35 protein-coding genes are annotated in these 23,577 nt (G+C 33.4%); 34 read left to right on the top strand and 1 reads right to left on the bottom strand.

The features are described from left to right. The first annotated feature begins 6 nt into the window (after positions 1–6). The 30 genes from rplB (at position 7) to ctlX (ending at position 18,241) form a co-directional block, all read left to right on the top strand. Positions 7–831, top strand: a complete 825-nt coding sequence (rplB, locus tag PQ462_RS20935; RefSeq protein WP_008464287.1) for a 50S ribosomal protein L2 — start codon at positions 7–9, stop codon at positions 829–831. Positions 832–837: 6 nt separating this feature from the next. Further along, entirely contained in the window at positions 838–1,116 is a 279-nt protein-coding gene (gene rpsS / locus PQ462_RS20930) for a 30S ribosomal protein S19 (protein WP_008464288.1), read from the top strand. A 6-nt stretch (positions 1,117–1,122) separates the two neighbouring features. After that, complete coding sequence (gene rplV, locus PQ462_RS20925; RefSeq protein WP_007803631.1) at positions 1,123–1,536, top strand: 50S ribosomal protein L22; 414 nt, start codon at positions 1,123–1,125, stop codon at positions 1,534–1,536. 5 nt (positions 1,537–1,541) lie between these two features. Beyond that, a complete protein-coding gene (gene rpsC, locus PQ462_RS20920; protein ID WP_012022487.1) occupies positions 1,542–2,300 on the top strand; it encodes a 30S ribosomal protein S3 in 759 nt (252 codons plus the stop codon). 19 nt (positions 2,301–2,319) lie between these two features. Further along, positions 2,320–2,745: a 50S ribosomal protein L16 gene (gene rplP, locus PQ462_RS20915; protein WP_008464295.1), complete on the top strand. Its 426-nt coding sequence runs from the start codon at positions 2,320–2,322 to the stop codon at positions 2,743–2,745. A 12-nt stretch (positions 2,746–2,757) separates the two neighbouring features. Continuing rightward, positions 2,758–2,949, top strand: a complete 192-nt coding sequence (gene rpmC / locus PQ462_RS20910) for a 50S ribosomal protein L29 (protein WP_008464297.1) — start codon at positions 2,758–2,760, stop codon at positions 2,947–2,949. A 17-nt stretch (positions 2,950–2,966) separates the two neighbouring features. Beyond that, on the top strand, positions 2,967–3,227 hold the full coding sequence (rpsQ, locus tag PQ462_RS20905; RefSeq protein ID WP_012022485.1) for a 30S ribosomal protein S17: 261 nt from the start codon (positions 2,967–2,969) through the stop codon (positions 3,225–3,227). Positions 3,228–3,229: 2 nt separating this feature from the next. Then, positions 3,230–3,598, top strand: coding sequence for a 50S ribosomal protein L14 (rplN, locus tag PQ462_RS20900; protein ID WP_007803649.1), 369 nt, complete (start codon positions 3,230–3,232; stop codon positions 3,596–3,598). 11 nt (positions 3,599–3,609) lie between these two features. Further along, a complete protein-coding gene (gene rplX / locus PQ462_RS20895) occupies positions 3,610–3,924 on the top strand; it encodes a 50S ribosomal protein L24 (protein ID WP_008464300.1) in 315 nt (104 codons plus the stop codon). 2 nt (positions 3,925–3,926) lie between these two features. After that, positions 3,927–4,478, top strand: coding sequence for a 50S ribosomal protein L5 (gene rplE / locus PQ462_RS20890; protein ID WP_012022484.1), 552 nt, complete (start codon positions 3,927–3,929; stop codon positions 4,476–4,478). Between the two features lie 3 nt (positions 4,479–4,481). Beyond that, positions 4,482–4,751, top strand: coding sequence for a 30S ribosomal protein S14 (rpsN, locus tag PQ462_RS20885; protein ID WP_008464305.1), 270 nt, complete (start codon positions 4,482–4,484; stop codon positions 4,749–4,751). 76 nt (positions 4,752–4,827) lie between these two features. Continuing rightward, positions 4,828–5,226 carry a 30S ribosomal protein S8 gene (gene rpsH / locus PQ462_RS20880; RefSeq protein ID WP_008464306.1) on the top strand — a complete coding sequence of 133 codons (399 nt, stop codon included), beginning with the start codon at positions 4,828–4,830 and terminating at the stop codon, positions 5,224–5,226. Between the two features lie 18 nt (positions 5,227–5,244). Next, the gene (rplF, locus tag PQ462_RS20875; RefSeq protein WP_012022483.1) at positions 5,245–5,787 is read left to right on the top strand and encodes a 50S ribosomal protein L6; all 543 of its coding nucleotides are present in this window, start codon (positions 5,245–5,247) and stop codon (positions 5,785–5,787) included. A gap of 11 nt (positions 5,788–5,798) precedes the next feature. Further along, complete coding sequence (gene rplR, locus PQ462_RS20870) at positions 5,799–6,149, top strand: 50S ribosomal protein L18 (protein WP_274251439.1); 351 nt, start codon at positions 5,799–5,801, stop codon at positions 6,147–6,149. Between the two features lie 3 nt (positions 6,150–6,152). Then, positions 6,153–6,677, top strand: coding sequence for a 30S ribosomal protein S5 (gene rpsE, locus PQ462_RS20865; protein WP_085949269.1), 525 nt, complete (start codon positions 6,153–6,155; stop codon positions 6,675–6,677). 11 nt (positions 6,678–6,688) lie between these two features. Beyond that, positions 6,689–6,871 carry a 50S ribosomal protein L30 gene (rpmD, locus tag PQ462_RS20860; RefSeq protein ID WP_012022481.1) on the top strand — a complete coding sequence of 61 codons (183 nt, stop codon included), beginning with the start codon at positions 6,689–6,691 and terminating at the stop codon, positions 6,869–6,871. Positions 6,872–6,882: 11 nt separating this feature from the next. Next, complete coding sequence (gene rplO / locus PQ462_RS20855) at positions 6,883–7,335, top strand: 50S ribosomal protein L15 (RefSeq protein WP_012022480.1); 453 nt, start codon at positions 6,883–6,885, stop codon at positions 7,333–7,335. Positions 7,336–7,348: 13 nt separating this feature from the next. Then, entirely contained in the window at positions 7,349–8,695 is a 1,347-nt protein-coding gene (secY, locus tag PQ462_RS20850) for a preprotein translocase subunit SecY (protein ID WP_012022479.1), read from the top strand. Positions 8,696–8,703: 8 nt separating this feature from the next. Continuing rightward, complete coding sequence (gene infA, locus PQ462_RS20845; protein ID WP_007136545.1) at positions 8,704–8,919, top strand: translation initiation factor IF-1; 216 nt, start codon at positions 8,704–8,706, stop codon at positions 8,917–8,919. A gap of 12 nt (positions 8,920–8,931) precedes the next feature. Continuing rightward, the gene (gene ykgO / locus PQ462_RS20840) at positions 8,932–9,048 is read left to right on the top strand and encodes a type B 50S ribosomal protein L36 (RefSeq protein ID WP_002987490.1); all 117 of its coding nucleotides are present in this window, start codon (positions 8,932–8,934) and stop codon (positions 9,046–9,048) included. A 2-nt stretch (positions 9,049–9,050) separates the two neighbouring features. After that, the gene (rpsM, locus tag PQ462_RS20835) at positions 9,051–9,425 is read left to right on the top strand and encodes a 30S ribosomal protein S13 (RefSeq protein WP_012022478.1); all 375 of its coding nucleotides are present in this window, start codon (positions 9,051–9,053) and stop codon (positions 9,423–9,425) included. Positions 9,426–9,433: 8 nt separating this feature from the next. Further along, complete coding sequence (gene rpsK / locus PQ462_RS20830; protein WP_012022477.1) at positions 9,434–9,817, top strand: 30S ribosomal protein S11; 384 nt, start codon at positions 9,434–9,436, stop codon at positions 9,815–9,817. A gap of 91 nt (positions 9,818–9,908) precedes the next feature. Beyond that, positions 9,909–10,514, top strand: a complete 606-nt coding sequence (gene rpsD, locus PQ462_RS20825) for a 30S ribosomal protein S4 (RefSeq protein WP_008464326.1) — start codon at positions 9,909–9,911, stop codon at positions 10,512–10,514. A gap of 21 nt (positions 10,515–10,535) precedes the next feature. After that, positions 10,536–11,528 carry a DNA-directed RNA polymerase subunit alpha gene (locus PQ462_RS20820; RefSeq protein ID WP_008464329.1) on the top strand — a complete coding sequence of 331 codons (993 nt, stop codon included), beginning with the start codon at positions 10,536–10,538 and terminating at the stop codon, positions 11,526–11,528. A 36-nt stretch (positions 11,529–11,564) separates the two neighbouring features. Next, positions 11,565–12,056, top strand: a complete 492-nt coding sequence (rplQ, locus tag PQ462_RS20815) for a 50S ribosomal protein L17 (RefSeq protein ID WP_012022476.1) — start codon at positions 11,565–11,567, stop codon at positions 12,054–12,056. Between the two features lie 240 nt (positions 12,057–12,296). Beyond that, positions 12,297–13,415 carry a glutamine-hydrolyzing carbamoyl-phosphate synthase small subunit gene (gene carA / locus PQ462_RS20810; protein WP_274251437.1) on the top strand — a complete coding sequence of 373 codons (1,119 nt, stop codon included), beginning with the start codon at positions 12,297–12,299 and terminating at the stop codon, positions 13,413–13,415. A 102-nt stretch (positions 13,416–13,517) separates the two neighbouring features. Further along, positions 13,518–14,810 carry a phosphopyruvate hydratase gene (eno, locus tag PQ462_RS20805; protein WP_012022474.1) on the top strand — a complete coding sequence of 431 codons (1,293 nt, stop codon included), beginning with the start codon at positions 13,518–13,520 and terminating at the stop codon, positions 14,808–14,810. Between the two features lie 153 nt (positions 14,811–14,963). Beyond that, positions 14,964–16,241, top strand: coding sequence for a citrate synthase (locus PQ462_RS20800; protein ID WP_274251436.1), 1,278 nt, complete (start codon positions 14,964–14,966; stop codon positions 16,239–16,241). Between the two features lie 61 nt (positions 16,242–16,302). Then, a complete protein-coding gene (locus PQ462_RS20795) occupies positions 16,303–17,217 on the top strand; it encodes a dimethylarginine dimethylaminohydrolase family protein (RefSeq protein WP_274251435.1) in 915 nt (304 codons plus the stop codon). An 88-nt stretch (positions 17,218–17,305) separates the two neighbouring features. Next, the gene (ctlX, locus tag PQ462_RS20790; RefSeq protein WP_274251434.1) at positions 17,306–18,241 is read left to right on the top strand and encodes a citrulline utilization hydrolase CtlX; all 936 of its coding nucleotides are present in this window, start codon (positions 17,306–17,308) and stop codon (positions 18,239–18,241) included. Between the two features lie 71 nt (positions 18,242–18,312). On the opposite strand, the gene PQ462_RS20785 is transcribed toward ctlX, so the two are convergent. Next, positions 18,313–18,942 carry a MarC family NAAT transporter gene (locus PQ462_RS20785; protein WP_044047404.1) on the bottom strand — a complete coding sequence of 210 codons (630 nt, stop codon included), beginning with the start codon at positions 18,940–18,942 and terminating at the stop codon, positions 18,313–18,315. Between the two features lie 151 nt (positions 18,943–19,093). On the opposite strand from PQ462_RS20785, the gene PQ462_RS20780 reads away from it, so the two are divergent. The 4 genes from PQ462_RS20780 to PQ462_RS20765 all read left to right on the top strand — a co-directional run bounded on the left by PQ462_RS20780 (position 19,094) and on the right by PQ462_RS20765 (position 23,572). Beyond that, a complete protein-coding gene (locus PQ462_RS20780) occupies positions 19,094–19,459 on the top strand; it encodes a CoA-binding protein (protein WP_274251433.1) in 366 nt (121 codons plus the stop codon). Between the two features lie 167 nt (positions 19,460–19,626). After that, entirely contained in the window at positions 19,627–20,247 is a 621-nt protein-coding gene (gene recR, locus PQ462_RS20775) for a recombination mediator RecR (RefSeq protein ID WP_073409060.1), read from the top strand. Positions 20,248–20,317: 70 nt separating this feature from the next. Further along, a complete protein-coding gene (locus PQ462_RS20770) occupies positions 20,318–21,106 on the top strand; it encodes a polysaccharide biosynthesis/export family protein (RefSeq protein WP_274251431.1) in 789 nt (262 codons plus the stop codon). Between the two features lie 15 nt (positions 21,107–21,121). After that, positions 21,122–23,572, top strand: coding sequence for a polysaccharide biosynthesis tyrosine autokinase (locus tag PQ462_RS20765; protein ID WP_274251430.1), 2,451 nt, complete (start codon positions 21,122–21,124; stop codon positions 23,570–23,572). Positions 23,573–23,577: the final 5 nt, after the last annotated feature.

Here is a 23,577-nt window from a genome sequence, read left to right as displayed (position 1 = left end):
AGAAAAATGTCAGTAAGAAAATTAAAACCTATTACCCCGGGTCAGCGATTTAGAGTTGTGAATGGTTATGACGCTATTACAACTGATAAGCCGGAACGCTCTTTGATAGCGCCGATAAAAAACTCAGGAGGTAGAAATAGTCAAGGAAAGATGACCATGCGTTATACGGGTGGTGGTCACAAGCAGAGATATCGTATTATTGATTTCAAAAGAACTAAAGATGGAATTCCAGCTACAGTGAAATCAATCGAATACGATCCAAATCGTACTGCGTTTATCGCTTTATTAGCTTATGCTGATGGAGAGAAAACTTATATTATCGCTCAAAACGGATTGAAAGTTGGTCAGAAATTAGTTTCTGGTCCAGAATCTCAACCAGAGATTGGTAATACTTTACCTTTAAGCAGAATTCCTCTTGGAACTGTTATATCTTGTATTGAGTTACGTCCAGGACAAGGAGCTGTAATTGCTCGTTCAGCTGGAACTTTTGCTCAGTTAATGGCAAGAGACGGGAAATACGCAACAATTAAAATGCCATCTGGAGAGACAAGATTAATCTTGTTGACTTGTTCGGCTACAATTGGAGCTGTTTCTAACTCTGACCACCAATTAGTTGTATCTGGTAAAGCAGGTAGAACAAGATGGTTAGGAAGAAGACCTAGAACTAGACCAGTAGCGATGAACCCTGTTGATCACCCTATGGGAGGTGGTGAAGGACGTTCTTCTGGAGGGCATCCACGTTCAAGAAACGGATTGCCAGCTAAAGGTTACAGAACTCGTTCTAAGAAAAACCCGAGTAACAAGTATATCGTAGAACGTAGAAAGAAATAATAAGATATGGCACGTTCATTAAAAAAAGGACCTTTCGTTCATTATAAATTAGACAAGAAAGTTCAAGAAAACGTAGAAAGTGGTAAAAATGCAGTTGTTAAGACTTGGTCTAGAGCTTCAATGATTACTCCAGATTTCGTTGGACAAACTATCGCAGTTCATAACGGTCGTCAATTTGTACCAGTTTACGTAACAGAAAACATGGTAGGTCACAAATTAGGAGAGTTTTCACCAACTAGATCTTTTAGAGGTCATGCTGGAGCAAAAAATAAAGGTAAAAAATAAGAAGCAATGGGAGTTCGTAAAAGAGAAACAGCAGATGCGAGAAAAGAGGCTAATAAGTCTATTGCTTTCGCAAAATTGAATAACTGCCCTACTTCACCTAGAAAAATGCGCTTAGTAGCGGACTTGGTAAGAGGTCAGAAGGTAGAAAGAGCACTTAACATCTTAAGATTCAGTTCTAAAGAAGCTTCAAGAAAATTAGAAAAACTATTATTATCTGCAATCAACAACTGGGAGCAAAAAAATAGTGAAGGTAATTTAGAAGAAGCTGGATTATTTGTTAAAGAGATCAGAGTAGATGGTGGAATGATGTTAAAAAGACTTCGTCCAGCTCCACAAGGTCGTGCACACAGAATAAGAAAACGTTCTAATCACGTAACAATCGTGCTTGGAGCTATCAATAACACACAAAGCAATTCTTAAGCAGCATGGGACAAAAGACAAATCCAATTGGAAATAGACTTGGTATCATCAGAGGATGGGACTCAAACTGGTATGGTGGAAATGATTACGGCGATAAATTAGCTGAAGATCACAAAATCAGAAAGTATATCCACGCTCGTTTATCAAAAGCTAGTGTATCTAAAGTAATCATCGAGAGAACTTTAAAGCTTGTAACCGTTACTATCACTACTGCTAGACCTGGTATCATTATCGGAAAAGGAGGACAAGAGGTAGACAAGTTAAAAGAGGAACTTAAGAAAGTTACTGATAAAGAGGTTCAAATTAACATCTTTGAAATTAAAAGACCAGAGTTAGATGCTTATCTTGTGGCGACAAGCATCGCTCGTCAAATCGAAAGCCGTATTTCTTACAGACGTGCAATCAAAATGGCTATTGCTGCTTCTATGCGTATGAACGCTGAAGGTATCAAAGTTTTGATTTCTGGTCGTTTGAATGGTGCTGAGATGGCACGTTCTGAAGGTTTCAAAGAAGGTAGAATTCCTCTATCAACTTTCAGAGCTGATATTGATTATGCTTTGGCTGAAGCTCACACTACTTACGGTAGAATGGGTATCAAAGTATGGATCATGAAAGGTGAAGTTTATGGAAAGAGAGATCTTTCTCCACTTGCTGGAATGGATAAAAAACAATCTGGTACTGGCGGTGGTAAAGGTGGAGATGCCCCTAGAGGTAAATCTAACTTTAATAAAGGTGGAAAACCAGACGCTCGTAAAAGAAAGTAAATTTTTAAACTAAAGAAAAATGTTACAGCCTAAAAGAACAAAATACCGTAAGGTACAAAAAGGTAGAATGAAGGGTAACTCTCAAAGAGGGCATGAACTTTCAAATGGAATGTTTGGTATTAAATCTGTGCATGAAGATGGAATGTTCTTAACTTCACGTCAAATCGAAGCTGCGCGTATCGCTGCAACTCGTTACATGAAGAGAGAAGGACAATTGTGGATTAAAATTTTCCCAGACAAACCTATCACTAAGAAACCTCTTGAAGTACGTATGGGTAAAGGTAAAGGAGCAGTTGAATATTGGGCTGCTGTTGTTAAACCAGGAAGAATTATGTTTGAAGTTGGAGGGGTTCCATTGTCAGTTGCAAAAGAGGCTTTGCGTCTTGCAGCTCAAAAACTTCCAGTAAAAACTAAGTTCGTCGTTGCTAGAGATTTCGAAGCATAATTTATATTTATTATGAAACAATCAGAAATAAAAGATCTTTCTGCAGCGGAGTTGCAAGAAAAGCTTAGTCAAACTAAGAAAGTATATGCTGACCTAAAAATGGCTCACGCTATTTCTCCAATTGCTAACCCACTTCAAATTAGAAGCGTTAGAAGAACAGTTGCTAGATTAGCTACAGAGTTAACTAAAAGAGAGTTACAATAATTGTATTCTGCTGAAAGATGGAAGAAAAAAGAAATTTAAGAAAAGAAAGAATAGGTGTTGTTACTTCAAATAAGATGGATAAATCTATCGTTATTTCAGAAGTAAGAAAAGTAAAACACCCATTATACGGTAAGTTCGTGTTGAAAACTAAGAAATATGTTGCACACGACGAAACAAACGACTGTAACATTGGTGATACTGTAAGAATTAGCGAAACGCGTCCTTTAAGTAAAACGAAATGTTGGAGATTAGTTGAAATCTTAGAAAGAGCTAAATAATTATGGTACAACAAGAATCAAGACTAAAAGTAGCAGATAACACGGGAGCTAAAGAAGTTTTAACTATTCGTGTTTTAGGAGGTACTAAAAGAAGATATGCCTCTGTTGGTGACAAAATTGTAGTTTCTATCAAAGATGCAACTCCAAACGGAAACGTAAAAAAAGGAGCGGTTTCAACTGCAGTTGTTGTGCGTACTAAAAAAGAAGTGAGAAGAGCTGATGGTTCTTATATCCGTTTCGATGACAATGCATGTGTTCTTTTGAATGCTGCAGGGGAAATGAGAGGAACTCGTGTTTTTGGTCCGGTAGCAAGAGAACTTCGTGAAAAACAATTCATGAAAATTGTATCATTAGCACCAGAAGTGCTTTAATTCGTTTTAAGATGATAAAGCTAAAAATAAAATCAGGAGATATCGTAAGAGTTATTGCTGGAGACCATAAAGGTGCTGAAGGTAAAGTTTTACGTGTTTACCGTGAAAAAAACAAAGCGATCGTTGAAGGTGTAAACCTGGTTTCAAAACATACTAAACCAAGTGCTAAAAACCCTCAAGGTGGTATCGTTAAGAAAGAGGCTTCTATTCAAATTTCTAACATTGCTTTAATTGATCCTAAAACTAAGGAAACGACTAGAGTAGGTATTAGAGTAGAAGGAGATAAGAAAGTAAGATTTTCAAAAAAATCTAATCAAGTACTATAGTAATGGCATATACACCTAGACTAAAAGAAGAATATAAGAGTAGAGTAATCTCTGCTCTTAAAGAAGAGTTCGGATATACAAACGTAATGCAAGTTCCTAAACTTGAAAAAATCGTTTTGAGCCGTGGAGTTGGTGCAGCTGTATCTGATAAAAAACTTATTGACTATGCAGTTGATGAGTTAACTAAGATCACTGGACAAAAAGCAGTATCTACAATTTCTAAGAAAGACGTTGCGTCTTTCAAATTAAGAAAAGGGATGCCTATTGGAGCAAAAGTTACTTTACGTGGAGAAAGAATGTATGAGTTTTTAGATAGACTTATTACTTCTGCTTTACCACGTGTTAGAGATTTTGGTGGTATTAAAGCTACTGGTTTCGACGGAAGAGGTAACTACAATCTTGGAGTTTTAGAGCAAATCATTTTCCCAGAAATTGATATTGACAAAGTAAACAAAATTTCAGGAATGGATATTACATTTGTTACTACTGCAAAAACAGACAAGGAAGCAAAGTCATTATTGGCTGAATTAGGATTACCTTTTAAAAAGAATTAAGACATGGCTAAAGAATCAATGAAAGCCCGCGAGGTGAAAAGAGAGAAAACGGTAGCTAAGTATGCTGAAAAGAGAAAAGCTTTATTAGAAGCTGGAGACTATGAAGGTTTACAAAGATTACCTAAAAATGCTTCACCTGTTCGTTTACACAATCGTTGCAAATTAACTGGAAGACCAAGAGGTTATATCCGTCAATTCGGAATCTCTCGTGTAACTTTCCGTGAAATGGCTAACAATGGATTAATTCCAGGTGTAAAAAAAGCCAGCTGGTAATTTAAAAAGTTTATAAATTGATTAAAGGTTCAGGAAGCGAGTGCTTCCTGAAAACCATAATCGCAATCAAATACATATGTATACAGATCCTATTGCAGATTATTTGACTAGAGTTCGTAACGCTGTGGCTGCAAACCACAAAGTTGTTGAAATTCCAGCTTCTAATCTTAAAAAAGAAATAACTAAGATCTTATTTGATCAAGGTTATATCTTAAGTTACAAATTTGAGCAGAACACAGTTCAAGGTTCTATCAAAATTGCTTTAAAGTATGATAAAGATACTAAAGAGCCTGTAATTAAAGATATCCAAAGAATTAGTAAACCTGGTTTACGTAAGTACGCAGGTGCTGCCAAATTACCAAGAATCCTTAACGGATTAGGAATTGCTATTGTTTCTACATCAAAAGGTTTGATGACAGGAAAACAAGCTAAGCAATTAAATGTAGGTGGTGAAGTAATTTGTTACGTATACTAATTTTAAACACTAGATAAGATGTCAAGAATAGGTAAAAGCCCAATTGTAATCCCTGCTGGTGTAACTGTAGAAGTTAAAGACGGTATTATTACAGTAAAAGGAAAAAAAGGTCAACTAGTTCAGGAGTTTTCGGACGTAAATGTAACTGTTGAAGGCGATCAAGTTTTAGTTGAAAGATCGTCTGATCATAAAGACCATAGAGCAAAACACGGATTATTCAGATCTTTGATCAGTAATATGGTTGTTGGTGTATCTGAAGGTTTCACAAAAGAACTAGAATTAGTTGGAGTTGGTTATAGAGCTTCAAACCAAGGACAAAAATTAGATTTAGCTCTTGGATATTCTCACAATATTGTTTTAGAAATTGCTCCAGAAGTAAGTTTAGAAACAATATCTGAAAAAGGTAAGAACCCAATCGTAAAATTAACATCATTTGATAAACAACTTTTAGGGCAAGTTGCTGCGAAAATCAGAGGTTTCCGTAAGCCAGAGCCGTACAAAGGAAAAGGTGTTAAATTTGTGGGTGAAGTATTAAGAAGAAAAGCAGGTAAATCAGCTTAAAATATAAGATTATGTCATTAACAAAATCTGAAAGAAGACAGAGAATTAAATTCAGAATTAGAAAAACGATTAGTGGTTCTGCCGCTAAGCCAAGATTGTCTGTATTTAGAAGTAACAAAGAAATTTACGCTCAACTTATTGATGATGTAAATGGAGTTACTATATTAGCTGCATCTTCAAGAGAAAAAGAAATAGCAAAAGGTACTAACGTTGAAATCGCTGCCGCTGTTGGAAAACTAGTTGCAGAGAAAGCGTTAAAAGCTGGGATAGATAGCATCACTTTTGATAGAGGTGGATATTTATATCACGGTCGTATTAAATCATTAGCAGAAGGCGCAAGAGCCGCTGGACTTAAATTCTAATATATTATGTCTAAATACAAAAATGTAGAATTGGTAAAACCTAGTGGTCTTGAACTTAAAGATCGTCTAGTTAGTGTAAATCGTGTTACTAAAGTTACAAAAGGAGGTAGAGCTTTTGGTTTTTCTGCTATTGTAGTTGTAGGTGATGAAAACGGAGTAGTTGGTCACGGATTAGGAAAATCTAAAGACGTTTCTGAAGCAATTGCGAAAGCAGTAGAAGATGCAAAGAAAAACTTAGTTAGAATTCCTTTGAATGGACAATCTGTTCCTCACGAACAAAAAGGTAAATTTGGTGGTGCACGTGTATTCTTAATTCCTGCCTCTCATGGTACAGGAGTTATTGCTGGTGGAGCTGTTCGTTCAGTTCTTGAATCAGTAGGTATTCACGACGTATTATCTAAATCTCAAGGATCATCAAATCCTCATAACGTAGTTAAAGCAACTTTTGATGCTTTATTACAAATGAGAAGCGCTCATACTGTTGCAAAACAGAGAGGAGTTTCTTTAGAAAAAGTTTTTAAAGGTTAATCAAGGAAATTATGGCTAAATTATTAGTAAAACAAGTAAGAAGCAAGATCAACTGTCCTCTTTCTCAAAAGAGAGGTTTAGAAGCTTTAGGTCTACGTAAATTAGGACAAGTTGTGGAGCATGAGTCAAATCCTGCTATCCTTGGGATGATAAACAAAGTTAAACACTTAGTTTCTGTAGAAGAAGCTAAATAACAAATACTGTTATGAATTTAAGTAACTTACAGCCTGCTGAAGGATCAACGCACAATCAAAATAAAAGAGTAGGTAGAGGAGAAGGTTCTGGAAAAGGTGGCACTGCTGCAAGAGGTCACAAAGGGGCTAAATCTCGTTCTGGTTATTCCAAAAAGATTGGTTTTGAGGGTGGACAAATGCCACTTCAAAGACGTGTTCCTAAGTTTGGTTTCAAAAACATCAATCGTAAAGAATACGAAGGTGTTAATTTAGATACGCTTCAATTATTAGTAGACAATGGTGTGATTACTGATTCTGTTTCTATGACAGATTTCGTAGCTAATCGTCTAGCTTCAAAAAATGAAATCGTTAAGATTTTAGGTAGAGGTGAATTGAAAGCAAAATTAAAAGTAACTGCCCACAAATTTACTGCTACTGCAAAAGCTGCTATTGAAGCTGCTGGTGGTGAAGCTGTAACTATATAACTTATCTATTAAGATGAAGAAATTTATTGAATCACTAAGTAATGTTTGGAAAATCGAAGAACTGAAAAACAGAATCTTAATTACATTAGGATTACTTTTAGTATATCGTTTTGGTGCACACGTTACGCTTCCTGGAATTGACGCAACTCAATTAACAGGTTTAGCGGGACAAACTAAAAATGGTTTAGGATCTATCCTAGACATGTTTACTGGGGGTGCTTTCTCTAAAGCTTCAGTTTTTGCTTTAGGTATCATGCCTTATATTTCTGCATCTATTGTTGTTCAGTTAATGGGAATTGCTATTCCTTATTTGCAAAAACTTCAAAACGATGGAGAAAGTGGTAGAAAAAAGATTAATCAAATCACTCGTTGGTTGACTATAGCTATTACACTGGTTCAAGGTCCAACTTATATCTATAATTTATACAGAACATTGCCTGGTAGTGCTTTTCTACTAGGCTTTAATTCACCAGAATTTTTGTTCTCGTCAGTTATCATTTTAGTTACAGGTACAATTTTTGCTATGTGGCTTGGTGAGAAAATTACAGATAAAGGTATTGGAAATGGAATTTCATTATTAATCATGGTTGGTATCTTAGCTCGTTTACCACAAGCTTTTATTCAAGAGTTTACAACGAGAGTTACCAATAACAATGGTGGTCCAATGTTGTTAGTTATTGAAATTATTGTGTGGTTATTAGTAATCATTTCTTGTGTATTGCTTACTATGGCAGTACGTAGAATCCCGGTTCAATACGCTCGTCGTACTACAACTGGTGATTACGAGCAAGATTTGGCAGGTGGTAATAGACAATGGATTCCTCTTAAGCTTAATGCTTCTGGAGTTATGCCTATCATTTTTGCTCAGGCAATTATGTTTATCCCTGCAGCTGTAGCTGGACTGTCTAAGTCAGATACATCACAATCAATTGTTGGTGCATTTAGTAATATGTTTGGTTTCTGGTATAATTTTGTTTTTGCAACTTTAATTATTGTATTTACATTCTTTTATACTGCAATCACTGTACCTACTAACAAAATGGCTGATGATTTAAAAAGAAGCGGTGGTTTTATTCCGGGAGTTCGTCCAGGAGCTGAAACTTCAGATTTCTTAGATAAAGTGATGTCTTTAATAACTTTCCCAGGATCTTTATTCCTTGCTTTGATTGCTGTGTTCCCAGCTATTGTTGTAAGTATTATGGATGTACAACAATCTTGGGCGATGTTTTTTGGAGGTACCTCATTAATAATTATGGTTGGGGTTGCAATAGACACTATTCAACAAATCAATTCATACTTGTTAAACAAACATTATGATGGTTTAATGAAGACTGGTAAAAATAGAAAAGCAGTAGCTTAATATTATTTATGGCAAAACAATCAGCAATAGAACAAGACGGATCAATCATTGAAGCATTATCAAATGCTATGTTCCGTGTGGAGTTAGAAAATGGACATATAGTAATTGCTCATATTTCTGGAAAGATGCGAATGCATTATATCAAGTTATTACCTGGTGATAAAGTGAAATTGGAAATGAGCCCTTACGATTTGTCAAAAGCAAGAATTACTTATCGATATTAAAAGATATTCAGTATGAAAGTTAGAGCATCAGTAAAAAAGAGAAGTGCCGAGTGCATTATCGTGCGTAGAAAAGGAAGATTGTACGTGATAAACAAAAAGAATCCTAGATTTAAACAAAGACAAGGATAATTATGGCAAGAATAGCAGGGGTAGATATCCCAAAAAACAAAAGAGGTGTTATTGCACTTACCTACATCTTCGGATTAGGAAAAAGTAGAGCTATTGAGATTTTAGAGAAAGCTCAAGTTAGCCAGGATAAAAAAGTTCAAGATTGGAATGATGACGAGATCGGAGCGATTCGTGATGCTGTTTCATTTTACAAAATTGAAGGAGAATTACGTTCTGAAGTTTCTTTGAACATCAAACGTTTAATGGATATTGGTTGTTATAGAGGTATTCGTCATAGATCTGGTCTTCCATTAAGAGGTCAAAGAACTAAAAACAACTCTAGAACAAGAAAAGGAAAAAGAAAAACTGTTGCGAACAAGAAAAAAGCAACTAAATAATAAGTAATATGGCTAAAGCAACTGCAAAAAAACGTAAAGTTATCGTTGAATCAACGGGTGAAGCTCATATTTCTTCGACTTTCAACAATATTATCATTTCTTTGACAAATAAGAAAGGTGAAGTTATTGCTTGGTCTTCAGCTGGTAAAATGGGTTTCAGAGGTTCTAAAAAGAACACTCCGTACGCAGCTCAGATGGCAGCAGAAGATTGCAGCAAAGTAGCTCTTGAGGCAGGACTTAAAAAAGTAAAAGTTTATGTAAAAGGACCAGGTAACGGACGTGAGTCTGCTATTCGTTCTATTCATAACGGTGGAATTGAAGTTACTGAAATTATTGATGTTACTCCAATGCCACACAACGGATGTCGTCCTCCAAAAAGACGTAGAGTTTAATTTTTTATTTTTATAGTATAATCAAGGTAGAATATAGATTATCGGAGGATTAGACCTGAATTCATAATCTCTACCTTAAAATTTTTTTAAAATGGCAAGATATACTGGTCCAAAAACCAAAATCGCTCGTAAATTTGGCGAAGCAATCTTCGGAGATGATAAGTCTTTCGAAAAAAGAAATTACCCACCTGGACAACACGGGATGGCTAAGAAAAGAGGAAAAAAATCTGAATATGCTGTTCAATTAATGGAAAAGCAAAAAGCTAAATATTCTTATGGAATTTTAGAAAAACAATTCAGAAATTTATTCGAAAAAGCATCAGCTACTAAAGGTGTAACTGGTGAGGTTTTATTACAACTATGTGAAGCAAGATTAGATAATGTTGTTTTTAGAATGGGAATTGCTCCATCTAGAAGAGGTGCTCGTCAAATTGTATCTCACAGACACATTACTGTAAACGGAGAAGTTGTAAACATTCCTTCTTACCACCTAAAACCTGGTGATAAAGTTGCAGTTCGTGAAAAATCTAAATCTTTAGAAGCTATCGAGCGTTCTTTATCAAATTCAAGTCATGTTTATGAATGGATTACCTGGAACAATGATCTTAAAGAAGGAACTTTTGTTTCTGTACCTGCGAGACTTCAAATTCCAGAAAACATTAAAGAACAATTAATCGTAGAGTTGTACAACAAATAATAATTGACTTAGTCGAAATTTATGGCAATATTTAATTTTCAAAAGCCCGATAAAGTTATCATGATCGATTCAACCGATTTTGAAGGTAAATTTGAATTTAGACCTTTAGAACCTGGTTACGGATTGACAGTTGGTAATGCACTTAGAAGAGTTTTGCTTTCAGCGTTAGAAGGTTATGCAATTACATCTGTTCGTATCGAAGGTGTAGATCATGAGTTTTCTACTATTTCAGGTGTTGTTGAAGATGTTACCGAAATTATCCTTAATCTAAAACAAGTACGTTTTAAACGTCAGATCGAAGATATCGATAATGAATCAGTTACTATTTCTGTTTCTGGTAAAGATCAATTAACAGCAGGTGATTTTCAAAAATTTATCTCAGGTTTTCAAGTTTTGAATCCAGACCTTGTTATCTGTAATTTAGATTCTAAAATCAAATTGAACTTCGATTTAACAATCGAAAAAGGTAGAGGATACGTTCCTGCTGAAGAGAACAAAAAACAGAATGCTGCAATTGGAACGATTTTTACAGATTCTATTTTTACTCCGGTAAAAAATGTAAAATATGCAATCGAAAATTTCCGTGTAGAGCAAAAAACAGATTACGAAAAATTAGTTTTTGAAATCAAAACTGATGGATCTATTAATCCAAAAGATGCTCTTACTGAAGCTGCTAAAGTTTTAATTCACCATTTCATGTTGTTTTCTGATGAAAGAATTACACTTGAGGCTGACGAAATTGCACAAACAGAATCGTATGATGAAGAGTCATTGCATATGAGACAATTGCTTAAAACTAAGCTTGTTGATATGGATTTATCTGTAAGAGCATTAAATTGCTTGAAAGCGGCTGAAGTTGATACACTTGGTGATTTAGTATCGTTCAATAAAAATGACCTAATGAAATTCCGTAATTTCGGTAAAAAATCTTTAACTGAACTTGATGAACTTGTTGCAGTGAAGAATTTAACTTTCGGAATGGATTTAGCTAAATACAAACTAGATAAAGAATAATTCAATCCGCTTCGGCGGGTTAAATTTAAAATAGCAATGAGACACGGAAAAAAAATCAATCACTTAAGCAGACAGACTGGACATAGAAAAGCTATGTTAGCTAATATGGCTTGTTCTCTTATCGAGCACAAACGTATTAATACTACTGTTGCTAAAGCTAAAGCGCTTAAACAATTCGTTGAGCCTTTAATCACAAAATCAAAAGAAGATACGACTCACAATCGTCGTATTGTTTTTGCATACTTACGTAGCAAATATGCTGTAACTGATTTGTTCAGAGATGTAGCTGCTAAAGTAGGAGACCGTCCAGGAGGATACACTCGTATCATTAAAGTTGGAAATCGTTTGGGAGATAACGCTGATATGGCGATGATCGAACTTGTAGATTTCAATGAACTTTACAACGGAGGTAAAAAAGAAGTTAAAAAAGCTAAAAGCCGTCGTGGTGGTAAAGCTAAAAAAGCTGAAGGTACTGCTCCTGAAGCTCCTGCAGCTGAATCAGAATCGACTACTGAAGCTTCTGAATAATTATGAAAGTAATGATTCTATAGAAATCAAGGATAAGCTAATTTTTAGTTTATCCTTTTTTTTTGATTTTTTTAGAAGAGTAAAATTTAACTTATTTCATTGTCAAGGTTTTATTTTTATGAATGAAAATTTTAAAAAATCTTGGCAGCACTCTTTTAAAGAAGTAAATTTGCAAAATATCTAATTACAATGGAACTCTAAAAGTTTCATAATACGATTAAAAACAATACAAATTAAACAATGAAATACACAACACGACAAAGCGCCATTTTATTACTAAGCGATGGAACTATTTTTCATGGTAAATCTATCGGAATCAGCGGTAAAACTTTTGGTGAAGTTTGTTTTAATACTGGAATGACAGGATATCAGGAGATTTTTACAGATCCTTCTTATTTTGGACAAATTATGGTAACTACTAATCCACACATTGGTAATTATGGTGTGAATGATCTTGAAGTTGAATCAGAAGATGTAAAGATTGCTGGTTTAGTTTGTAAAAACTTTAGTTTTAATTATTCAAGAGTAGGTGCTTCTGGAAGTTTAGAAGATTATTTCGCTAAACAAAACTTAATTTGTATTTCAGATGTAGATACAAGAGCTCTTGTTAGTTATATCCGTGATAATGGTGCAATGAATGCTGTTATTTGTACAGATGGAACTTCAATTGAGGATTTGAAAAAAGAATTAGCGAATGTACCAAACATGGAAGGTTTAGAATTAGCTTCAAAAGTTTCTACTAAAGAGCCATATTTTGTTGGAGATGAAAATGCATCATATAGAATTTCTGCACTTGATCTAGGAATTAAGAAAAACATTTTAAGAAACTTTGCAAAGAGAGACTGTTATATTAAAGTTTTTCCATACGATGCTACTTACGAAGATTTGAATTCATTTAATCCAGATGGATTTTTCTTGTCGAATGGACCTGGAGATCCGGATCCATTACATGGAGTAATTGAAGTTGCTAAAAAAATCATTGCTGATGACAGACCTTTGTTCGGAATTTGTTTAGGACACCAAATTATTGCTTTGGCAAATGGAGTACAGACTTATAAAATGTTTGGAGGACATAGAGGTATTAATCACCCTGTAAAAAATCTTTTAACGGGTAAAGGTGAAATTACTTCTCAAAATCATGGATTTGCTGTAAAGAGAGAGGCTTTGGAAGGTCATCCGGAATTAGAGCTTACACATATACATTTAAATGATGATACTGTTGCAGGTATGAGAATGAAAAACAAGAATTGTTTTTCAGTGCAATATCACCCAGAAGCAAGTCCGGGACCACACGATTCGTCATATTTATTTGATCAATTTGTTGAGAATATAAAACTGGCTGTGTCTAAAACGATGTAGTTAATAAATAAAGGTGTTTAGTAGAGAAAAAGCGTTTTTAATATTAAATATTTTTATAATTTCGAAAAAAAATCTATAATCTATTAATAAAAAACAAAAATAATGAGTATTATAATTAAAGTTCACGCAAGACAAATTTTGGATTCCAGAGGAAATCCTACTATCGAGGTTGATGTAGTAACTGAAAACGGAGTTTTAGGTAGAGCTGCTGTTCCATCTGGAGCATCAACTGGAGAGCACGAAGCTGTTGAATTACGTGACGGAGGTAAAGCTTATCTTGGAAAAGGAGTTTTAAATGCAGTGAACAATGTAAATACTGTTATTGCTGAAGAATTAGTTGGAACTTCTGTTTTTGAACAAAACACTATTGATCAATTAATGATCGATTTAGATGGAACTCCAAATAAATCTAAATTAGGAGCTAATGCAATTTTAGGAGTTTCTTTAGCTGCTGCTAAAGCTGCTGCAAACGAATTAGGATTGCCTTTATACAGATATGTAGGTGGAGTTTCTGCTAATACATTACCTGTTCCAATGATGAATATCATCAATGGTGGTTCTCACTCTGATGCGCCTATTGCATTTCAGGAATTTATGATTTTCCCTGTAAAAGCTACTTCTTTTACACATGCTATGCAAATGGGAACTGAAATTTTCCACAGCTTGAAAAAAGTATTACATGATAGAGGTTTAAGTACAGCTGTTGGTGATGAAGGAGGTTTTGCTCCAAACTTAGCTGGTGGTACTGAAGATGCTTTAGATACTATTAAATTAGCAGTTGAAAAAGCAGGATATACTTTCGGTGACGAAATTATGATTGCTCTTGATTGTGCCGCTTCTGAATTTTATGTTGATGGTAAATACGACTACACTAAATTCGAAGGAGAAACTGGAAAAATCAGAACATCTGCTGAACAAGCTGATTATTTAGCTGAACTTGCAGCTAAATATCCAATTATTTCTATCGAAGATGGTATGTATGAAGATGACTGGGATGGATGGAAAGCTTTAACTGAAAAAATTGGAAATAAAGTACAATTAGTAGGTGATGATTTGTTTGTTACTAATGTTGCTCGTTTGTCAACTGGTATCGAAAAAGGAATCGCAAATTCAATCTTGGTAAAAGTTAACCAAATTGGAACTTTAACAGAAACAATTGCTGCTGTAAACATGGCTAAAAATGCTGGTTATACATCTGTAATGTCTCACCGTTCAGGAGAAACTGAAGATAATACAATTGCTGACTTAGCGGTTGCGTTAAACTGTGGGCAAATTAAAACAGGTTCTGCTTCTCGCTCTGATCGTATGGCAAAATACAATCAGTTATTAAGAATTGAAGAAGAATTAGGAAGTACAGCTTATTTTCCTGGTTTAAATGCTTTTAAGATTAAATAATCATAAGAGTTATATTAAGATAAACCATTCGTTTTCTAACGAATGGTTTTTTTTTGGAGTTTTAACAAATTCATAGCAGTATTCTTTTTTTAATTAGTCTTAAATTCATTAGATTTGGTAAATTATTATTTAAAGAATTATTTCCAATATATTATGTCAAAAATAGCTACATTAGAAATAGATGGTAAAAAGATTGAACTTCCAGTAATCACAGGAAGCGAAAACGAATCAGCTATCGATATTAACAAATTACGTGATTTAACAGGTGTTATTACTATTGATCCAGGTTATAAAAATTCAGGATCTTGTACAAGTGAAATCACTTTCTTGGATGGAGAAGAAGGAATTTTACGTTACAGAGGGTATTCAATCGAAGATTTAGCAGAAAAAGCTAGTTTCTTAGAAGTTTCATACCTTTTGATTTTTGGAGAATTGCCAACTGTGGCACAATTAGAAGATTTTGAAAATAATATTAGAAAACATTCTTTGGTAAACGAAGAAATGAAAAATATTATTGACGGTTTTCCAAAAACAGCTCACCCAATGGGCGTTTTATCTGCTTTAACAAGTGCTTTAACAGCATTTAATCCAAAAGCGGTAAATGTTGATAATGAAAAAGAAATGTACGAAGCTATTTGTAAAACAATGGCAAAGTTTCTTGTGATTGCGACTTGGACTTATAGAAAATCTATGGGATATCCATTAAACTACTACGATAACACAAAAGGATATGTTGAGAGCTTTATGCAATTAATGTTTAAATTGCCAACAGGTCCTTACGCAGCAAATCCGGTTATTGTTAATGCTTTAGATAAATTATTTATTCTTCATGCAGATCATGAACAAAACTGTTCTACTTCGACAGTAAGAATGGTAGGTTCTTCTCATGCTGGTTTATTTGCTTCAGTTTCTGCAGGAGTCTCTGCTTTATGGGGGCCACTTCATGGCGGTGCAAACCAAGCGGTACTTGAAATGTTAGAAGAAATTAATAAAGACGGTGGAGATACTGATAAATTCTTAGCAAAAGCGAAAGATAAAAATGATCCATTCCGTTTAATGGGATTCGGACACAGAGTTTATAAAAACTTTGATCCAAGAGCCAAAATCATCAAAAAAGCAGCAACTGAAGTTTTAGAAACTTTAGGTGTTGAAGATCCAATTTTAGATATTGCAAGAAAATTAGAAAAGGCAGCTCTTGAAGATGATTACTTCAAATCAAGAAATTTATATCCAAACGTTGATTTCTATTCTGGAATTATCTACAGAGCATTGGGAATTCCAACTGATATGTTTACTGTAATGTTTGCTATCGGAAGATTACCAGGCTGGATCGCACAATGGAAAGAAATGCGTGAAAATAAAGAGCCAATTGGAAGGCCAAGACAAATTTATACTGGACATCCTTTAAGAGAGTTCAAGTCTAATAAATAAAAAACGAAAGCTTCACTTAACTGTGAAGCTTTTTTTATATTTGCTCAAAATATATAATGTTATGTTGCAATTAAATGTAAAGAACGAAACATCTAGGCTTCGGGCTGTTGTTTTGGGTTCTGCCGTTCATAATGGGTCAACTCCTACAATTGATGAAGCCTATGATCCTAAATCGTTGGAACATATTAAAGCAGGAACATATCCAATAGAAAAAGATATGGTTGCTGAAATGGATGCTTTTAATGCTGTTTTTCAAAAGTATAATGTGACAGTTTATCGTCCTGAGTTAATCGAAAACTACAATCAGATTTTTGCAAGAGATATAGGATTTGTAATTGATGATGTTTTTGTAAAATCGAATATTCTGCCAGATCGCGAACGCGAATTAGATGCAATTCAATATGTTATTGATCAAATCAATCCAATAAAAGTAGTACGTCCACCGGAAGAAGTTCATATTGAAGGCGGTGATGTCATGCTTTGGAATGATCATATTTTTATTGGTACTTACAAAGGAAGCGACTATAAAGATTACATTACGGCCAGAACAAATATGCATGGTGTAAATTATATTAAAGAATTATTCCCAAATAAAATTGTAAAAGAATTTGATTTAGTTAAATCTAAATTAGAAGCGCGTGATAATGCACTGCATTTAGACTGCTGTTTTCAACCTGTTGGGAAAGATAAAGGCATTATCTATAAAAGAGGTTTTCGTGAAGAGGCAGATTATTTGTATTTAGTTAAGTTTTTTGGAAAGGAAAATTTATTCCATATAGAAAGAGAAGAAATGTACAATATGTTTTCGAATGTCTTTTCGATCGATACAAATGTTGTTGTTTCTGAAAAGAACTTCACTCGTTTAAATAATTGGCTTCGTGCAAAAGGTTTTACAGTGGAAGAGATTCCTTATGCAGAAATAGCAAAACAGGAAGGGTTATTACGATGTTCAACTTTGCCGTTAATTAGAGACTAAAAATAGTTTTTAGTTTCAAGTTTCAGGTTTCAAGTTTGTAAAAGACGTGAAACCTGAAACTTGAAACCTGAAACAAAAAATATAAAAAATGAAACAAACTACAAATGCCATCGTAATGATACGGCCAGTTGCTTTCAGAATGAATGAGCAGACCGCTGTAAATAATTATTACCAAAAAGTATTAGATGGATTATTGCCAACTACTGTGAATGCAAAAGCACAGCAGGAATTTGACGCTTTTGTTGAAAAACTAAGAGCTGTTGGTGTTGATGTTACCGTAATCGAAGATACTTTGGAAACAGATACGCCAGATAGTATTTTTCCAAACAACTGGGTTTCTTTTCATGAAAATGGAGATGTAGCACTTTATCCTATGTTTGCTGAAAATCGTCGTCAGGAACGTCGAGAAGATATTTTAGATACACTAGAAGAAAAAGGTTTCGAAATTTCTAATATAATGGATTATACATCTGCAGAAGATGATGGGTATTTTTTAGAAGGAACCGGAAGTTTGCTTTTGGATCGTGCTAATGCAAAAGCATATTGTGCTCTATCACCTCGTGCAGATGAAGAATTATTTATAGAATTCTGCGAAGATTTTGATTATGCTCCGGTAATTTTTGAAGCTTTTCAAACAGTTGACGGCGAAAGAAAACTAATATATCATACCAATGTTATGATGTGTTTAGGAGAGACATTTGCTGTTATTTGTGCAGATTGTATTGATGATAAAAAAGAAAGAAAAATGGTTTTAGATAATCTGAAAGATGATAAAAAAGAAATCATTTTAATTACAGAAGATCAAGTAAATAATTTTGCTGGTAATATGTTGGAAGTTCGCGGGACAAACGATAAAAAATATATTGTTATGAGTGCGTCAGCTCACCAAAGTTTAACTCCTAAACAAATTCAGCAGTTAGAGAAACATGCAGAGATTTTGAGTTCTAGTTTAGATACTATTGAAGCCTGTGGCGGCGGAAGTGCAAGATGTATGATGGCTGAAGTATTTTTGCCAAGAAATTAAGATTTTATATAAAATTAAAAGGGGATAGAAACATTAGTTTTATCCCCTTTTTTTGTTTTTTTAAAAGATGACTACATTAAGTTTCCTTTTATGATATTTACAATCGAGCTTACAATGTATTGAATTCCAATAGAGATTACAATAAAGCCAACAATTCTTGAAATAGCAACAATTCCAGAGGCACCTAAAATTCTTGCTAGATAATGTGCACTTTTTAGAATAACAAAAATTACAACAGCTATTGCTAAAATAGCAAGACAAGAAAAAAGGATTTCTTCCATCTGATGATGTTCCTGATAAAACGCAATTAACAAAGAAATTGATCCGGGGCCAGCAAGCATCGGAATTGCTAATGGAGTTAAAGCAATGTCGTTTCTTTGTTGTACTTCGTTTTCAATTTTTTTATTGATACCTCGCTTCTTATTGAATTTACCAGAAAGTAACGAAAAACCAGAATTTACAATTACAATTCCGCCGGCGATTCGAAGTGCATCAATACTGATTCCGAAAAAAGTTAAAACATATTGGCCAATGAAATAAGAAACTAATAAAATAATACCAACATTTATGGCTGTCCATAAAGAAATTCTCGAACGTTCTTTTTGTGAATCATGCTGTGTTAATCCAACAAAAATTGGTACTGTTCCAATTGGATTTAGTACTGAGAAAAGAGCGGCAAATAGGTAAATAAATAAATCCATGAAATATTGGTTAGTAAAGTAAAAATAATCAAATTTTAATAGCTGCATACAAATAAATATTATCATATTGTTTTTTACAGTCAATATTCTAAATTAATAAGATAAGTTAAACTTATGCTTTTTAACTACTTTTGTAGAATATTCTAAAATGATGAAAAACAAAAAAACTTTGTTGCTTGGTGCAACAACAAAAACAGATCGTTATGCTTTTAGAGCTATTAATGCATTAACTCAAAAAGGGCATACTGTTATTGCTATTGGGCAAAATACCGGAGAAGTAGCAGGAGTAAAAATTCATACAAAAGCAATTCCAGTTAAAAATATTGATACAGTTACCTTATATTTAAATCCTACTCGTCAGCGTGATTATTATAATTACATCATTGAAGCACAGCCAAAAAGAGTGATTTTTAATCCGGGAACAGAAAATCCTGAGTTGTATCAATTATTAGAGTTAAATAATATTGAAGCAGAAGTGGCTTGCACTTTGGTACTATTGGCGACAAATCAATATTAATTTTCTAGCTTTATCTTAATTTGTTTTGCAGTGGTAAAAAGTTAGTAGTGATATTGTAAAATAATATCACTTTAGTTTGAATTAATTATAACATTTTGTCTTTCTTAAGTATTGATTTTAGATGTATCAAAACTTCTGGTAGCATTAAAAGTATTACTTTTGTCATCATGGAATTTTCATCAAAATTAATAGAAAAAGCAGTCAATGAAATGTCGCAATTACCTGGGATTGGTAAGCGTACGGCATTGCGATTGGTATTACATTTATTAAAACAGCCAAAAGAACAAACAGGATTTTTGTCACAGGCACTTTTAAATATGCGTGAGGATATTAAATTCTGTGAAAACTGTCACAATATTTCAGATACTAAAGTTTGTGAAATTTGCGCAAATTCAGTTAGAAATCATCAAACAATTTGTGTTGTCGAAGATATTCGAGATGTCATGGCAATTGAAAATACAGGACAATATAAAGGAATTTATCATGTTTTAGGAGGTAAGATTTCACCAATTGAAGGAGTTGGTCCGAGTCAGCTGAATATTTCAAGCTTAGTTGAAAAAGTAAAATCAGGAAAAGTGATTGAAATTATATTTGCACTAAGCTCTACAATGGAAGGTGATACGACCAATTTTTATATTTATAAACAAATCGCCGAATCAGAAATTATAATTTCTACTATCGCAAGAGGGATATCTGTTGGAGATGAATTAGAATATGCTGATGAAATTACCCTTGGACGAAGCATTCTTCATCGAGTTCCATTCGAAAAAACTTTCAAAAACAATTAAATAAGATCAAATAACATATAGATTTCCTGAAGATTAAAGGAAAAGCTATATTTGCCGTAAAATTTCACAAATGACCAAAAACTGTTTTTATATACTTTTAACGATTAGCACATTATTTACGTCTTGTATACCAGTAAAAGATCTCACATATCTGCAAGATAAAAATTCTTCAAGCGAACAAAATAGTATTGCTGCTGTAGAATCTAAACCATATAGACTTCAGGTAAATGATGTTTTAAGTATTAGTATAAAAGCGATTGATCCAAAACTTGTATCAATTTTTAATACAACAGAAAGCAGTACTGCTGCTAAATCAGAATCAACTTTATATTTTGATGGATTTACTGTAGATGATCACGGAAATATAAGGATGCCAATTTTAGGAGAAATTAATGTTATTGGTTACACCCTTGAAGAAGTTAGAATTAATATTGAGAAAAAGTTGCTTGAAGAACATTTTAAAAGTGAAGCTAATATATTTGTCACTGTAAAATTAGCAGGTTTTAGATATACTATAAATGGGGAAGTTGGAAGTACCGGTACAAAAACATTATTCCAAGAACGTGTAAATATTATGGAAGCGGTTGCAAATTCGGGAGATATTACTACTGTGGGGAATAGAAAAGCTGTGACAATTATTCGCCAAACACCAACAGGGGTTCAAATGCATGATATTGATCTTACAGATATTAATGTAATGAAATCACCTTATTATAATTTACAGCCAAATGATTATATATATGTTAAGCCATTAAAACAAAAAACTTGGGGGACTGGGCAGACAGGAATACAATCTATAGGTACTATTATAACTTTGTTGTCATTAGCAACAACGGTTTATTTGATAATTAGAAATTAAAACTTCAATCAAAAGATGTTAGATATAAAAGATTTTTCCATTTTTGAAAATCATTCAAATTTTGATTTTAAAGGGTTTTTGCTAAAAATTTTAAGTTATTGGAAATGGTTTTTAGCTAGTTTGCTAATTGCTTTTACTATTGCGTACCAGGTAAATATCCGCAAGGAAAAAATTTATGGAATGCAGACTATGATTTCTATAAAAGAAGAAAATAATCCTTTTTTTACTTCTAATACAAGTTTAGTATTTAATTGGGGCGGAGTTTCAGATCAGGTTAACGGAATTTCTACAATTTTACAATCAAGATCCCATAATGAACTTGTTGTAGATAAATTGCAATTTTATATCGATTACTTAGAACAAGGAAAATATAATTTAATAGATTCTTACGGAGCAGTTCCTTTTTACTTAGATATTGACAAAACAAAAGGACAAATTGCAGGCACTTTAGTTAAGATTGTATTTTTGAGTGAAAACGAATATCAAATAGAAATTCCATTTGAAACTAATTCGGTTTCGTTAATAACTTATTCTAATAATACTTATAGTAATACTTCTGTACAGCCTGTAACTTTTACTAAAAAATACAAAGTTGGAGAACAGGTTTCTTTGCCATTTTTAAATTGGAAATTGCAAATTAATGACAATCCAGGTTTTTATAAAGGGAAAGAATATTTTGTTCGATTCAATGATTTTGATGGAACCGTTGCTCATTATCGAGGAATAAGTGTTGAAGGAGATAAAGGTTCGGGATCATTATTAACCTTAGGAATGCAAGGAACAAATAAGGCTAGAATGGTTGAATATTTGAACTCTACCGTAAAAATGTTAATGAAGATTCAGCTTGATGGTAAAAACCAATTTGCTACAAATACAATAAGATTTATTGATAGTACTCTTGTTGCTATGGAATCACAGCTAAAACAGACGGGAAACGAATTAAAAACTTTTAGAAAGGATAAAAATATATTTGAAATTGAAGATGGAGGATCTAAATTTTCGGATAAAATAATGAATTTTGATGTTGAAAAAGATCAGGTTACAAGAAAAATAGCTTATTATAATTCTCTAAAAAATTATCTAAACAATAGTGTGGATTATTCTAGGCTTCCAGCACCTTCTGTTGCAGGTATTGAAGATCCTAATATTGTATCAAGCGTCTCGAAACTTATTGCTCTTTCTACTCAAAGATCAGAAATGGCATATGCGGTAAAAAGTGATAAGATTTTTAAAGATTTTGATAACCAAATGCAAGCCGTAAAAAGCGTTTTATTAGAAAATATTGCATCTGCTAAAACATCTTTATTATATGATTTGTCATTAGTGAATGCTAAAATTGGTCAGGCAGAAAGTACAGTTAGAAGGCTTCCAGAGGAACAACAAGAACTTTTAAAAATTAAAAGGAAATACGATTTAAGTGATAATATCTACACTGAATTTCTCCAGAAAAGAAATGAAGCAGAAATTGTAAAAGCTTCAAATTTATCAGACATTCACTTTATTGATCCGGCAAAAGATATAGGAGGAGGATTAATAGGGCCAAAGACTTCAGCAAATTATGTTTTAGCATTCTTTTTAGGAATATTGATTCCTCTAATGTTTGTGTTTGCTGTTTTTTTTATAAATGATTCCATACAAAATACGGATGATATTAGTAAACTGACCGAAATTCCAATAATTGGAGTAGTAGGATTCAATAAAGATGCAGGTAATTTAGCTGTATTTGATAAGCCTAAGTCTGCACTTTCTGAAGCTTTTAGAAGCATTCGTTCATCATTACAGTTTTTGTATAAAAGACAGCAATTGAGTGGATCAAAAACGTTAATGATTACATCTTCTATTAGTGGAGAGGGAAAAACTTTTTGCTCAATCAATATTGCTACAGTTTTTGCTTTAAGCGAGAAAAAAACTGTAATTGTTGGTTTGGATTTAAGAAAGCCCCGTTTAGCGGATGAATTTTGTTTGACAAATAATCAATTAGGTGTTGTTAATTATTTGATTAGACAAAATACTCTGGAGGAAATTACAAACTCAACGCAAATATCAAATCTGGATGTAATACTTTCAGGGCCAATACCTCCAAATCCATCAGAGTTGATTTTAAGTGATGCTATGACAGAGTTAATAGAAAAGCTAAAACAAAAATATGACTATATTATTCTGGATACACCTCCGGTTGGGTTGGTTTCAGATGCTATAGAACTGGTTCAATATGCTGATGTTACATTATATATTGTAAGACAAAATTATACTAAAAAAGACATGATCACGTTGCTTAATAACAGAATCAAAAGAGGAGAGTTAAGCAATGCAAGTATTGTTTTTAATGGTTTTGAAAACAAAGCGAAATATGGATCTACCTATGGGTATGGTTACGGATATGGATCTTATTCTAATGGATATCATGAAGAAGAAGTAAAACAAGGAGTCTTGCAAAAGATTTCTAAATTATTTAGAAAAAAATAATAATG

Origin of the sequence: Flavobacterium sp. KACC 22758 (genome assembly GCF_028736135.1) — a bacterium.
In the GTDB taxonomy this organism is placed as follows: Bacteria; Bacteroidota; Bacteroidia; order Flavobacteriales; family Flavobacteriaceae; genus Flavobacterium; species Flavobacterium johnsoniae.
Note: the sequence above shows the minus strand (reverse complement) of the source record. Positions and strands in the feature narration are given on the sequence as shown.

Bases quoted from the DNA above. Each gene is read 5' to 3' on its own strand.
- secY (WP_012022479.1), top strand. From the start codon at position 7,349: ATGAAGAAATTTATTGAATCACTAAGTAATGTTTGGAAAATCGAAGAA.
- rpsN (WP_008464305.1), top strand. From the start codon at position 4,482: ATGGCTAAAGAATCAATGAAAGCCCGCGAGGTGAAAAGAGAGAAAACG.
- rpmC (WP_008464297.1), top strand. From the start codon at position 2,758: ATGAAACAATCAGAAATAAAAGATCTTTCTGCAGCGGAGTTGCAAGAA.
- PQ462_RS20820 (WP_008464329.1), top strand. From the start codon at position 10,536: ATGGCAATATTTAATTTTCAAAAGCCCGATAAAGTTATCATGATCGAT.
- rplB (WP_008464287.1), top strand. From the start codon at position 7: ATGTCAGTAAGAAAATTAAAACCTATTACCCCGGGTCAGCGATTTAGA.
- rplF (WP_012022483.1), top strand. From the start codon at position 5,245: ATGTCAAGAATAGGTAAAAGCCCAATTGTAATCCCTGCTGGTGTAACT.
- rpsQ (WP_012022485.1), top strand. From the start codon at position 2,967: ATGGAAGAAAAAAGAAATTTAAGAAAAGAAAGAATAGGTGTTGTTACT.
- ctlX (WP_274251434.1), top strand. From the start codon at position 17,306: ATGAAACAAACTACAAATGCCATCGTAATGATACGGCCAGTTGCTTTC.
- rpsM (WP_012022478.1), top strand. From the start codon at position 9,051: ATGGCAAGAATAGCAGGGGTAGATATCCCAAAAAACAAAAGAGGTGTT.
- rplE (WP_012022484.1), top strand. From the start codon at position 3,927: ATGGCATATACACCTAGACTAAAAGAAGAATATAAGAGTAGAGTAATC.
- rplX (WP_008464300.1), top strand. From the start codon at position 3,610: ATGATAAAGCTAAAAATAAAATCAGGAGATATCGTAAGAGTTATTGCT.
- rpsC (WP_012022487.1), top strand. From the start codon at position 1,542: ATGGGACAAAAGACAAATCCAATTGGAAATAGACTTGGTATCATCAGA.
- rpsH (WP_008464306.1), top strand. From the start codon at position 4,828: ATGTATACAGATCCTATTGCAGATTATTTGACTAGAGTTCGTAACGCT.
- PQ462_RS20795 (WP_274251435.1), top strand. From the start codon at position 16,303: ATGTTGCAATTAAATGTAAAGAACGAAACATCTAGGCTTCGGGCTGTT.
- rplR (WP_274251439.1), top strand. From the start codon at position 5,799: ATGTCATTAACAAAATCTGAAAGAAGACAGAGAATTAAATTCAGAATT.
- rplN (WP_007803649.1), top strand. From the start codon at position 3,230: ATGGTACAACAAGAATCAAGACTAAAAGTAGCAGATAACACGGGAGCT.
- rpmD (WP_012022481.1), top strand. From the start codon at position 6,689: ATGGCTAAATTATTAGTAAAACAAGTAAGAAGCAAGATCAACTGTCCT.
- rplQ (WP_012022476.1), top strand. From the start codon at position 11,565: ATGAGACACGGAAAAAAAATCAATCACTTAAGCAGACAGACTGGACAT.
- rpsS (WP_008464288.1), top strand. From the start codon at position 838: ATGGCACGTTCATTAAAAAAAGGACCTTTCGTTCATTATAAATTAGAC.
- PQ462_RS20780 (WP_274251433.1), top strand. From the start codon at position 19,094: ATGAAAAACAAAAAAACTTTGTTGCTTGGTGCAACAACAAAAACAGAT.
- PQ462_RS20785 (WP_044047404.1), bottom strand. From the start codon at position 18,942: ATGGATTTATTTATTTACCTATTTGCCGCTCTTTTCTCAGTACTAAAT.
- PQ462_RS20770 (WP_274251431.1), top strand. From the start codon at position 20,318: ATGACCAAAAACTGTTTTTATATACTTTTAACGATTAGCACATTATTT.
- PQ462_RS20765 (WP_274251430.1), top strand. From the start codon at position 21,122: ATGTTAGATATAAAAGATTTTTCCATTTTTGAAAATCATTCAAATTTT.
- eno (WP_012022474.1), top strand. From the start codon at position 13,518: ATGAGTATTATAATTAAAGTTCACGCAAGACAAATTTTGGATTCCAGA.
- rpsD (WP_008464326.1), top strand. From the start codon at position 9,909: ATGGCAAGATATACTGGTCCAAAAACCAAAATCGCTCGTAAATTTGGC.
- ykgO (WP_002987490.1), top strand. From the start codon at position 8,932: ATGAAAGTTAGAGCATCAGTAAAAAAGAGAAGTGCCGAGTGCATTATC.
- carA (WP_274251437.1), top strand. From the start codon at position 12,297: ATGAAATACACAACACGACAAAGCGCCATTTTATTACTAAGCGATGGA.
- rplP (WP_008464295.1), top strand. From the start codon at position 2,320: ATGTTACAGCCTAAAAGAACAAAATACCGTAAGGTACAAAAAGGTAGA.
- rplV (WP_007803631.1), top strand. From the start codon at position 1,123: ATGGGAGTTCGTAAAAGAGAAACAGCAGATGCGAGAAAAGAGGCTAAT.
- infA (WP_007136545.1), top strand. From the start codon at position 8,704: ATGGCAAAACAATCAGCAATAGAACAAGACGGATCAATCATTGAAGCA.
- rpsK (WP_012022477.1), top strand. From the start codon at position 9,434: ATGGCTAAAGCAACTGCAAAAAAACGTAAAGTTATCGTTGAATCAACG.
- PQ462_RS20800 (WP_274251436.1), top strand. From the start codon at position 14,964: ATGTCAAAAATAGCTACATTAGAAATAGATGGTAAAAAGATTGAACTT.
- rplO (WP_012022480.1), top strand. From the start codon at position 6,883: ATGAATTTAAGTAACTTACAGCCTGCTGAAGGATCAACGCACAATCAA.
- recR (WP_073409060.1), top strand. From the start codon at position 19,627: ATGGAATTTTCATCAAAATTAATAGAAAAAGCAGTCAATGAAATGTCG.